This is a genomic window from Methyloversatilis universalis EHg5, assembly GCF_000378945.1.
Taxonomy (GTDB): domain Bacteria; phylum Pseudomonadota; class Gammaproteobacteria; order Burkholderiales; family Rhodocyclaceae; genus Methyloversatilis; species Methyloversatilis universalis_A.
Genome location: NZ_KB900539.1, coordinates 3843570 through 3852587, shown reverse-complemented (window position 1 = coordinate 3852587; position 9018 = coordinate 3843570). Strand labels below are relative to the sequence as shown.

Sequence of the window (9018 nt, the reverse complement as noted above, 5' to 3'; positions counted from 1 at the left end):
TCGGGCACCACGGCTACGCAAATTAGGTAAGCTCGCGGTCGGGCCACGACGCCGGCATTGCGCCGATCAAGGGCCACGGCTGAGGTCAGGAGACGACGATGAAACGAAGATTGCGGAGCTGAAATGAGGATGAACGACTTCGGACCGTCTAAGGCCGGTAGCAACCGCTTGCCCCGAGATGGGGTATTTCTACAGCGTCGTTAGACGACATGCAGGGCGGATGGGCACCCGCCGCCGGGTGGCACACGACGAAAGCCGCGCCTTCAGTGGATCAGCGCGGGGGCTGCAATGAAGGTATTGCTGCCGCGGCTCATGTCCAGCGTGCCGCGGACCAGCCGGCGGGCGGCGCTGTCGATGTCATTCGCGACCCAGGTCTCGCGCTCGCGGGACACCAGATAGATCACCACCACGTCGCGCGTGACCGGCGGTGCCGCCGGTGCGTCGTCGTCGAATTCGGCCAGCCGCAGCACGCAGCTCAGGCCGATCACGTCCACCTCGGGGTCGGTGATGGTTTCCTGCACGAAGCGCACCACCGACGCTTCATCCAGCATGTCCATGCGCGCCAGCGCGGCATCGACGATGCGCCCGTGGTCGAGCCGGGTGACCAGCGCGGTCGGGCGGGGCGGGGTGCCGCACGCGAGCATCGCGTCGGCGTGATCCTGGCAGGCGCGCAACACAGCGCGGAAACACGCTTCCTCCGTTGGCAGCATGGTTGTCTCCTCCACATGTGTGGGTCGCGTCCATGTGCGCGCCTGATGTGGACGCTAGAACGATGGCGGGAGGAAGTCATGACGCGCTGCCATGGCGGCAGTGCACCATCTGGCGCGGGTCTGCCGGCCATGATGGCCGTGAAAGCTCAGGCTGTCGCGGCTTGCGTGAAGTCGTGCAGTGCGGGGTCAGCTTCTGCCGGCGACAGGACACATTCGTCGACGCGTGCGGCCGGCGGTCCGCTTTCCGCCCAGACCACCAGCGCGTCGAGCGCGGCCGGCTTGCCGCAGGCATAGGCTTCGACCGAACCGTCGTGCCGGTTGCGCACCCAGCCGGTCAGGCCGAGACGCTGTGCTTCGGCCACCATGGACGCGCGGAAATACACGCCCTGCACCCGGCCGTGGATGGCGAAGTGCAGGGCTTCGATCTCGTGCTCGTCCATCGGTGGGTCGCTTACTTGATCCGCATGCCCGGCTGGGCGCCGGAATCCGGCGACAGGATGAACAGGCCGGGCACTTCGCCCCTGTCGTCGGAGGCGGCCAGCACCATGCCTTCCGACATGCCGAACTTCATCTTGCGCGGCGCGAGGTTGGCCACCATCACGGTCAGACGGCCGACCAGCAACGTCGGGTCGTAGGCCGACTTGATGCCGGCGAACACCTGACGGGGCTTTTCTTCGCCGATGTCCAGCTGCAGGCGCAGCAGCTTGTCCGCGCCCTCGACGTGGTCGGCAGCAACGATTTTCGCGATGCGCAGCTCGACCTTGGAGAAATCGTCGATGGAGATGTGGGCGCCGGTGTCGGCGGTCGGCGCTTCGGCCTTTTTCGGGGCTTCGGTCTTGGCCGGCGCGGTAGCGGGGGCTTGAGTGCTCACCAGGGATTCCTTGTTGGCATCGACCAGTGCGACCACCTGTTTCGGGTCGACGCGGGTCATCAGGTGCTTGTATTCGTTGATCGTGTGGCCGGCGGTCAGCGTGCGGCCGAAGTCGTCCCAGCCCAGCGGCGCGATGTTCAGGAAGCGCTCGACCTCGGCCACCAGGTGCGGCAGCACCGGTTTGAGCAGCACCGACAGCTGGCGGAACAGTTCGAGCGCGGTGCTGCACACCGACTGCAGCTTTTCGTCCTGGCCCTCCTGCTTGGCCAGCACCCACGGGGCGTGGTCGTTCACGAACACATTGGCCTGATCGGCGCAGGCCATCACCTCGCGCAGCGCACGGGCGTAGTCGCGCGATTCGTAGGCATCGCGGATGGACACTTCGTGCCAGTGGAAGGGCACGGCCGGCGCCGACAGCGTGCCGGCGAAACGCTTGGTGATGAAACCGGCGCAGCGGCTGGCGATGTTGATGTATTTGCCGACCAGATCGGAATTCACCCGCGCGACGAAGTCGTCGAGGTTCAGGTCGATGTCTTCCATCGAACCATTCAGCTTGGCGGCGTAGTAGTAACGCAGCCATTCCGGATTCAGGCCGAGGTCGAGGTAGCTCTGCGCGGTGATGAAGGTGCCGCGGCTCTTGCTCATCTTCTCGCCATTGACGGTCAGGAAGCCGTGCGCGTTGATCTGGGTCGGCGTGCGGTAGCCCGAGTGCTCCAGCATGGCCGGCCAGAACAGCGCGTGGAAGTACAGGATGTCCTTGCCGATGAAATGGACCATTTCGGTGCCGGCTGCCTTCGCACGCGCGGCGTCGAGGAAGTCGGCCTCGTCGATGTCATGGCCCAGCGTCTTCCGCTTCGCCACGTAGTTGCGGAAGCTGCCGAAATAGCCGACCGGCGCATCCAGCCAGACGTAGAAGAACTTGTTGTCGGTGCCCGGGATGCGGAAACCGAAGTAGGGCGCGTCGCGCGAAATGTCCCAGTCCGACAGCCGGTTGTCGCCCGGCTCGCCCAGCCATTCCTTCATCTTGTTGGCCGCTTCCGGCTGCAGCCGGTTCGAGCCCTGGGTGAAGTCGCGCAGGAAGCTTTCGCACTGCGGCGCCGACAGCCGGAAGAAATAGTGTTCGCTGGAGCGACGTTCGGGCGCTGCGCCGGACACCACCGAATAGGCGTTTTTCAGTTCGGTCGGTGCATAGGTGGCGCCGCACACTTCGCACGAGTCGCCGTACTGGTCCTTGGCCGAACACTTCGGGCACTCGCCCTTGATGAAGCGGTCGGGCAGGAACATGTCCTTCACCGGGTCGTAGAACTGCTCGACCGAGCGCTGGGCGATCAGGTCGCCGGCCTTCAGCTTGCCGTAGATGTCTTCGCAGAAGGCGCGGTTCTCGTCCGAATCGGTCTCGTGATAGTTGTCGAAACTGACCAGGAAGCCGCCCAGTTCGCCTTCGCCCTTCTTCCAGGCCTGCTGCACGGCGAGGCCGCCGAAGAAGTCGCGCGCGTGTTCGTGCAGCACGCGTTCGACCAGCTGGCGCGGCGTGATGCCTTCCTTCTCGGCGCGCAGCATGATGGGCGTGCCGTGCTGGTCGTCGGCGCCGACGTAATGCACCTCGTGGCCGCGCATGCGCTGGAAGCGCACCCAGATGTCGGTCTGGATGTATTCGACCAGATGGCCGAGGTGGATGGCGCCATTGGCGTAGGGCAGGGCGCTGGTGACGAGCAGACGGCGGCGGGACATGGTGACGGGCGACGAAGCGGCCAGAGCGGAAAACCCGCAATTCTACTGTCCCCGCGCGCTGGCGCCACGGCGGCCGGGGTGATCGGTTATACTTTAGTAAATTGATCGGGTATTTCCGTGGCAGCGGCGCACGAGGCGCGGCGGCGGAATCCCGCGCAGATGGAGTCGTCCTTATGTCCCTCACCGAAGCCCAGGTCCAGAGCGCCCTCAAGGAACTGATCGATCCGAATACCGGCAAGGATTTCGTGACCAGCCGCAGCGCGAAGAACATCCGCATCGACGGCGCCGACGTGTCGGTGGACATCGAGCTGGGCTACCCGGCGAAAAGCCAGATGGATCACCTGCGCCGGCTGGCGATCGCCCGCCTGCGCGCCATCCCGGGCGTGGGCAACGTGAGCGTCAGCGTCAGCCAGAAGATCGTGTCGCACGCGGTGCAGCGCGGCGTGAAGCTGCTGCCCGGCGTGAAGAACATCATCGCGGTCGCCTCCGGCAAGGGCGGCGTCGGCAAGAGCACCACAGCGGTGAACCTCGCGCTGGCGCTGGCGGCCGAAGGCGCCACCGTGGGTCTGCTCGATGCCGACATCTACGGCCCGTCGCAGCCGCAGATGCTGGGCATCACCGGCCGCCCGGAATCGCCGGACGGCAAGTCGCTGTCGCCGATGACCGCCTATGGCATCCAGGCCATGTCGATCGGTTTCCTGATCGACGTCGAAACCCCCATGGTGTGGCGCGGCCCGATGGTGACCTCGGCGCTGGAACAGCTGCTGACCGAAACCCGCTGGGACGACGTGGATTACCTGGTGATCGACATGCCGCCGGGCACCGGCGACATCCAGCTCACGCTGGCGCAGAAGGTGCCGGTGACCGGTGCGGTCATCATCACCACGCCGCAGGACATCGCGCTGCTGGATGCGCGCAAGGGCCTGAAGATGTTCGAGAAGGTGGGCATCCCCATCCTCGGCGTGGTCGAGAACATGAGCCTGCACACCTGTTCGAAGTGCGGCCACGAAGAGCACATTTTCGGCGAAGGCGGCGGCGCGCGCATGGCGGCTGACTACGACCTCGACGTGCTCGGTTCGCTGCCGCTGGCGATGCAGATCCGCGAACAGGCCGACGCCGGCAAGCCGACCGTGGTGTCTGACCCGGACGGCCGTGTGGCCGAAATCTACCGCGACATCGCGCGCAAGGTAGCCGTGAAGATCGCCGACAAGGCGAAGGACATGACGGCCAAGTTCCCGAGCATCGTGGTGCAGAACACCTGACGCAGGCGGGCGATGCGCGCGTCGCCCGAACTGCTTCCAGCTCGACCCACGGCCCGCTGCTCACGCAGCGGGCCGTGTCATTTCAGCCCAGCGCGGCTTCGTCGCTGCGGGTGCGGCCCTTGTTGTCGGTCCAGTCCACGCGCAGCTTGTCGCCCTTGGCGCCGCCCTTGAAACGGAAGTGCAGGAAGGGGTTGCGCGACACGCCGGTGCCGAACTGGGCGACCAGCACGTCACGACCGTTGTGGGTGATGCGCACGTCGGTGATGTAGTGCGCCGGCACCAGCGCGCCGGCTGCGTCGCGTCGCTGGCCGGTTTCCATGTCGTGACTCATCAGCACCCTCACTTCGGTTTCGCCGCCGGTCACCGTGGCGCGGATGCGGGTGGGCTGAGGCGCCGCGCCGTCCGGCGCGCGACCCGACGGGTCGCCCGGGCCGCAGCCGCCCTGGGTTACTTTCACTTCGCGCGCGGCGCTGAAAACGCCGGCCTTCGTGTGCGCGACGCCCAGTACCCGCGAGCCTTCCGACATCTTGATGCGGGTGTTGATGTTGGCCTGCGTGCCTTCGGGCAGCGTGAAGCGCGCGATCAGCTGGGTGCGGTTCTTCTCGACCAGTATCGACAGCGCTTCGGTGCCCGCCAGCCCGCTCTGCACCGCAAGCGGCACCACCGAGCCGTCCTCCGCCACGTCGGGGGCAGTGATCTGGATGTCGCGAGTCGCGGTGGCCCTGTCGGCGCCCAGCGCCTTCAGCGCCTCGTCCAGCGTGGTGGCGGCAAAGGCCGGGCGCGGCTGCGGGTTTGCGAAGGCGTGCAGCGGCAGGAAGGAAGCCAGCAGCAGGCTGCTGCCGGCGGTGATGAACTGTCTGCGTTGCATGATCGGTTCTGGATTCGGACGTTAAAGGCAATGAAGTCGGAGGGTGCCGAGGGCGCGACTGCGCGCGATTCGCTGCACCGTGAGGGGCGCATCAATACCCTGCCTGCGCCTGCCTGACAAGTTGGGGTCGCTGGCCGCGCAACAGGTTCCGCGCCGGGACTTTTTCAGCCTTATCCGTTCTCCGGATAAGCAATGAACCATCGGTTATTTGAGCGAAGGCCGTTTTTTTAATAGCGTGTGAAGTGTTGCGGGACATGCCGTCCGGCTGCGTCCCGCCGATCCCGGAGACCAGGAGAAATTCCATGAGAAGAATCGCGCCGCTGGCCGGCGTCCTTGCCCTGTTGCTGTCGGCGGCCGCCCAGGCTGCCGACCCCCATCTTGCCCGCAATCTCGCGGCCACCTGCGCCAACTGCCATGGCACCGACGGCCGCAGCGCCGGCGGCATGGCTGTTCTGGCCGGTGAGCCGAAGGACAAGCTGCTGGCCAGCCTGACAGCCTTCCGCAGCGGCGACAAGCCGGCCACCATCATGCATCAGATTTCCAAGGGCTATACCGACGAGCAGCTGGACCTGATCGCCGGCTATTTCGCGGCGATCAAGCCGGCAGGAGGTGCCAAATGAGTCAGCACACCGATTTCGGACGCCGCGGTTTCATCCAGGGCGCGCTCGGCGTATCGGCCATGGCCGCGCTGTACGGTTGCGCCGGTGCAGGCAAGGGCAAGGGTCATGTGGTGGTGGTGGGCGGTGGCTTTGGCGGCGCCACCGTGGCCAAGTACATTTCGATGTGGAGCAATGGCGGCATCAAGGTCACGCTGGTCGAGCGCAATGCGGCCTTCGTGTCCTGCCCGATCTCCAATCTGGTGCTGGCTGGCGAGAAGCAGCTGTCGGACATCACCATCGGCTACGAGGGCCTGGCGAAGTACGGCATCAAGGTGGTGCAGGACGAGGTGGTCGCGGTCGACGCCGACAAGCGGGTTGTCCGGCTGGCCAAGGGCGGCGATTTGGCCTATGACCGTCTGGTGCTGTCGCCCGGCGTGGACTTCATGTACGACACGCTGCCCGGCCTGAATTCGGCCGCGGCGCAGCAGGACATCCTGCACGCCTGGAAGGCCGGCCCGCAGACGGTGGCGCTGCGCCGGCAGCTGGAAGCGATGCCGGACGGCGGCGTGTACGCGCTGACCATCCCGAAAGCACCCTACCGCTGCCCGCCCGGACCGTACGAGCGCGCGTGCATGGTGGCGCACTACTTCAAGACGAAGAAGCCGAAGTCCAAGGTGCTGGTGCTGGATGCGAACGACGAAATCGTGTCCAAGAAGGGCCTGTTCACCAAGGTGTTCAACGAACAGTACAAGGGCATCATCGAGTACCGGCCGCAGAGCGAGCTGCGCGATGTCGATGCGAAGAACCGCACCGCCATCCTGGAATTCGACAAGGTGAAGGCCGACGTGCTGAACGTGGTGCCGGCACAGCGCGCCGGCGACATCGCCGCCAAGTCCGGCCTGAAGCTGGTGAACGGCCGCTGGGTGGAGATCGACTGGCTCACCATGGGTTCGACCAGCACGCCGAACATCCATGTGCTGGGCGACGCCATCTTTCCGGCACCGACGATGCCGAAGTCGGGCCACATGGCCAACCAGCACGCCAAGCTGGCGGCGGCGGCCATCGTGAACCTGCAGGCCGGTCTGCCGCCGTCGGACGCGCCGCTGGTGATGAACACCTGCTACAGCTTCGTCGATGCGAAGAACGTGATCCACGTGGCGTCGGTGCATGCCTACGACCCGGCGACAAAGCTGGTGCAGCCGGTGAAGGGTGCCGGCGGCGTGTCGGCCGCGCCGAACGAACTGGAAGGCCAGTTCGGGCTGGCGTGGGCGAAGAACATCTGGGCAGACATGCTGACCTGATGGCGTTCTGATGCGAAACACGCGGCCCGGCTGGCGTCTGCCACCCGGGCCGCGTGCTTTTCCGGCCCGAAATTGCAACAATTGCGTCCTTTTGCGGCTCCTCCCCCGGGGCCGGCATGCATTCGAGGGCACGCAGATGAGCATCAAGTCCGACCGCTGGATACGCCGGATGGCGCAGGAGCACCACATGATCGACCCGTTCGAGCCGGGTCAGGTGCGCCATGTCGAAGGTCGCCGCATCGTGTCCTACGGCACCTCGAGCTACGGCTATGACGTGCGCTGCGCCTCCGAATTCAAGGTGTTCACCAACATCAATTCCACCATCGTCGACCCCAAGACCTTCGACCCGAACTCCTTCGTCGAGATGGATGCCGAGTCCTGCATCATCCCGCCGAACTCGTTCGCGCTGGCACGCACGGTCGAGTACTTCCGCATTCCGCGCAACGTGCTGGTGGTGTGCCTGGGCAAGAGCACCTATGCCCGCTGCGGCATCATCGTGAACGTGACGCCGCTGGAGCCGGAGTGGGAAGGCCATGTGACGCTGGAGTTTTCCAACACCACGCCGCTGCCGGCCCGCATCTACGCCAACGAAGGCGTGGCCCAGATGCTGTTCTTCGAGTCGGACGAACCCTGCGAAACCTCCTACCGCGACCGCGGTGGCAAGTACCAGGGCCAGACCGGCGTCACGCTGCCCAAGATCTGAATCCCGCTGTCCGGCCGTGCATAAGTCACTGTTGCGGTGTCCGCCGTAACAGTCGTTTGCAGGCACCCGCCGCAGGTGTGACTTTATGAACGGCCGGTGACAGGGCCGGTCCCTAGACTTCGCTCCATTCCTGAATTGCGCGGAGTCACCACGATGAACATCAAGAACCTGCTGCTTGCTTCCAGTCTGGCCCTGGCTTCGGCCGTGGCGTCTGCCGCCGCCCCGACCACCTGGATCGACGGCCTGTACAACACCGGCGAGGTGTTCTTCGCCGGCGAGCAGGACACCAACTACCGCTTCACCGTTGTCACCGGCACCGCGACCGGTACCGGCGGCTATGGCGTGGTGACGACCGGTGAAGGCTTCCCCTTCCCGATCTGGGCGGAAAACGATGTGGCGTCGTCCTGGCTCACGCCGAGCGCCAACGCCGGAGACAGCTACGACCCGTCGAGCAACGGCCTGTACAAGTGGTCGATCAGCTTCGACCTGACCGGCAAGGACACCGGCACCGCGTCGTTCGCCGGCCGCTGGTGGGCGGACAACCAGGGCTATGTGCAGCTGAACGGTCACACCATTTCCAGCGGTGTGAATCTGTCCAGCCCGACCTCGTTCGGCGCCAGTGCCGGTTTCGTGTCGGGCCTGAATACGCTGGATTTCTACGTTACCAACAACGCCCAGAACGGCGGCAACCCGACCGGCGTGCGCGTCGAATTCCTGACCAGCAACGCCGCGATCGCAGCTGCGGTGCCGGAACCCGAGTCGTGGGCGCTGGTGGTGGCCGGTCTGGCCGTGGTCGGTGCCATCGCCCGCCGCCGCATCGCCTGACGCCGGACAGACCCTGTTTCAGACAATCGGGGCCGCCTTGTGCGGCCCCGATTGTTTTGCAATACCGAACTGTTACCATCGCGCGCTTCAAGCCTGCAGCCCCGCTGCAGTCCGGGGGCGCCGCGTCGGGGTGCCCTCTTTTACTTTG

At 65.6% G+C, this 9018-nt stretch carries 10 protein-coding genes; 5 read left to right on the top strand and 5 right to left on the bottom strand.

Annotated features, from left to right (window positions below; all coding sequences use genetic code 11):
* Positions 1 to 263: 263 nt before the first annotated feature.
* The 3 genes from METUNV2_RS0117550 to metG all read right to left on the bottom strand — a co-directional run bounded on the left by METUNV2_RS0117550 (position 264) and on the right by metG (position 3312).
* Positions 264 to 710: a hypothetical protein gene (locus METUNV2_RS0117550; protein ID WP_051081943.1), complete on the bottom strand. Its 447-nt coding sequence runs from the start codon at positions 708 to 710 to the stop codon at positions 264 to 266.
* A gap of 146 nt (positions 711 to 856) precedes the next feature.
* On the bottom strand, positions 857 to 1150 hold the full coding sequence (locus METUNV2_RS0117545) for an acylphosphatase (RefSeq protein ID WP_018230780.1): 294 nt from the start codon (positions 1148 to 1150) through the stop codon (positions 857 to 859).
* Between the two features lie 11 nt (positions 1151 to 1161).
* Positions 1162 to 3312: a methionine--tRNA ligase gene (metG, locus tag METUNV2_RS0117540; RefSeq protein ID WP_018230779.1), complete on the bottom strand. Its 2151-nt coding sequence runs from the start codon at positions 3310 to 3312 to the stop codon at positions 1162 to 1164.
* A gap of 173 nt (positions 3313 to 3485) precedes the next feature.
* Between metG and apbC the strand changes: the two genes are divergently transcribed.
* Positions 3486 to 4574 (top strand): iron-sulfur cluster carrier protein ApbC, encoded by a 1089-nt coding sequence (apbC, locus tag METUNV2_RS0117535; protein ID WP_018230778.1) that lies wholly within the window; start codon positions 3486 to 3488, stop codon positions 4572 to 4574.
* An 82-nt stretch (positions 4575 to 4656) separates the two neighbouring features.
* Here the strand turns inward: apbC and soxZ are convergent, their stop codons facing one another.
* A complete protein-coding gene (gene soxZ / locus METUNV2_RS19410) occupies positions 4657 to 5442 on the bottom strand; it encodes a thiosulfate oxidation carrier complex protein SoxZ (RefSeq protein WP_018230777.1) in 786 nt (261 codons plus the stop codon).
* A gap of 91 nt (positions 5443 to 5533) precedes the next feature.
* Positions 5534 to 5746: a hypothetical protein gene (locus METUNV2_RS19925; protein WP_018230776.1), complete on the bottom strand. Its 213-nt coding sequence runs from the start codon at positions 5744 to 5746 to the stop codon at positions 5534 to 5536.
* On the opposite strand from METUNV2_RS19925, the gene METUNV2_RS0117520 reads away from it, so the two are divergent.
* The 4 genes from METUNV2_RS0117520 to METUNV2_RS0117505 all read left to right on the top strand — a co-directional run bounded on the left by METUNV2_RS0117520 (position 5745) and on the right by METUNV2_RS0117505 (position 8870).
* Positions 5745 to 6062, top strand: a complete 318-nt coding sequence (locus METUNV2_RS0117520) for a c-type cytochrome (RefSeq protein WP_018230775.1) — start codon at positions 5745 to 5747, stop codon at positions 6060 to 6062. The genes METUNV2_RS19925 and METUNV2_RS0117520 overlap by 2 nt on opposite strands.
* Positions 6059 to 7342 (top strand): NAD(P)/FAD-dependent oxidoreductase, encoded by a 1284-nt coding sequence (locus tag METUNV2_RS0117515; RefSeq protein ID WP_018230774.1) that lies wholly within the window; start codon positions 6059 to 6061, stop codon positions 7340 to 7342. Before METUNV2_RS0117520 ends, METUNV2_RS0117515 begins: the two co-directional genes overlap by 4 nt.
* Positions 7343 to 7478: 136 nt before the next feature.
* Positions 7479 to 8045, top strand: a complete 567-nt coding sequence (dcd, locus tag METUNV2_RS0117510) for a dCTP deaminase (protein ID WP_018230773.1) — start codon at positions 7479 to 7481, stop codon at positions 8043 to 8045.
* A 153-nt stretch (positions 8046 to 8198) separates the two neighbouring features.
* Positions 8199 to 8870, top strand: coding sequence for a PEP-CTERM sorting domain-containing protein (locus METUNV2_RS0117505; protein WP_018230772.1), 672 nt, complete (start codon positions 8199 to 8201; stop codon positions 8868 to 8870).
* Positions 8871 to 9018: the final 148 nt, after the last annotated feature.

What these genes read in the sequence shown, in the direction of transcription:
- apbC (WP_018230778.1), top strand. Translation starts at nt 3,486, where the DNA reads ATGTCCCTCACCGAAGCCCAGGTCCAGAGCGCCCTCAAGGAACTGATC.
- METUNV2_RS0117545 (WP_018230780.1), bottom strand. Translation starts at nt 1,150, where the DNA reads ATGGACGAGCACGAGATCGAAGCCCTGCACTTCGCCATCCACGGCCGG.
- METUNV2_RS0117550 (WP_051081943.1), bottom strand. Translation starts at nt 710, where the DNA reads ATGCTGCCAACGGAGGAAGCGTGTTTCCGCGCTGTGTTGCGCGCCTGC.
- soxZ (WP_018230777.1), bottom strand. Translation starts at nt 5,442, where the DNA reads ATGCAACGCAGACAGTTCATCACCGCCGGCAGCAGCCTGCTGCTGGCT.
- dcd (WP_018230773.1), top strand. Translation starts at nt 7,479, where the DNA reads ATGAGCATCAAGTCCGACCGCTGGATACGCCGGATGGCGCAGGAGCAC.
- METUNV2_RS0117520 (WP_018230775.1), top strand. Translation starts at nt 5,745, where the DNA reads ATGAGAAGAATCGCGCCGCTGGCCGGCGTCCTTGCCCTGTTGCTGTCG.
- METUNV2_RS0117505 (WP_018230772.1), top strand. Translation starts at nt 8,199, where the DNA reads ATGAACATCAAGAACCTGCTGCTTGCTTCCAGTCTGGCCCTGGCTTCG.
- METUNV2_RS19925 (WP_018230776.1), bottom strand. Translation starts at nt 5,746, where the DNA reads ATGGAATTTCTCCTGGTCTCCGGGATCGGCGGGACGCAGCCGGACGGC.
- metG (WP_018230779.1), bottom strand. Translation starts at nt 3,312, where the DNA reads ATGTCCCGCCGCCGTCTGCTCGTCACCAGCGCCCTGCCCTACGCCAAT.
- METUNV2_RS0117515 (WP_018230774.1), top strand. Translation starts at nt 6,059, where the DNA reads ATGAGTCAGCACACCGATTTCGGACGCCGCGGTTTCATCCAGGGCGCG.